The 694-nt window shown below is 68.0% G+C and carries 1 protein-coding gene; it reads left to right on the forward strand.

Features of this window, described 5'->3' with window-relative positions:
- On the forward strand, positions 1-694 hold a 694-nt coding region (locus C6N31_RS42345), incomplete at both ends, for an AMP-binding protein (protein WP_198359637.1).

Below are 694 nucleotides of genomic sequence, written 5' to 3' on the forward strand. Positions count from 1 at the left end.
CCCGCCTACATCATCTACACCTCCGGCTCCACCGGCCGCCCCAAAGGCGTCGTCAACACTCACCGGAACGTGGTCAGGCTGTTCGACGCCACCCGCCAGTGGTTCGGCTTCGGCGCCGACGACGTCTGGACGCTGTTCCACTCGTACGCCTTCGACTTCTCCGTCTGGGAGCTCTGGGGGCCGCTGCTGCACGGCGGCCGACTGGTCGTGGTGCCCTTCGAGGTGAGCCGAACGCCGGGGGCGTTTCTGGACCTGCTCGCCGAGCAGGGTGTCACCGTTCTCAACCAGACACCGTCGGCCTTCTACCAGTTGGTGCAGGCCGATGCCGACACGTCCCGGCCGGCCCGGCAGCTCAGTTTGCGCGTTGTGGTGTTCGGCGGCGAGGCGCTGCAGCCCTCCCGCCTGGCCGACTGGTACCTGCGGCATCCCGACGATGCACCGGTGCTGGTCAACATGTATGGCATCACCGAGACCACGGTGCACGTGACCTATCAGCCGCTGACCCGTGATCGGGTGAGCAACGAGGCTGCGAGCGTGATCGGCGTCGGCATTCCCGACCTGCGCACCTATGTGCTGGACGGCGGTTTGCAGTTGGTGGCGCCCGGTGTGGTGGGTGAGCTGTACATCGCGGGCGCCGGCGTGGCCCGCGGCTACCTCGGCCGTTCCGCCCTGACAGCTGAGCGGTTCGTCGCCG

This window comes from Streptomyces fildesensis (assembly GCF_016107395.1).
Lineage (GTDB): Bacteria > Actinomycetota > Actinomycetes > Streptomycetales > Streptomycetaceae > Actinacidiphila > Actinacidiphila fildesensis.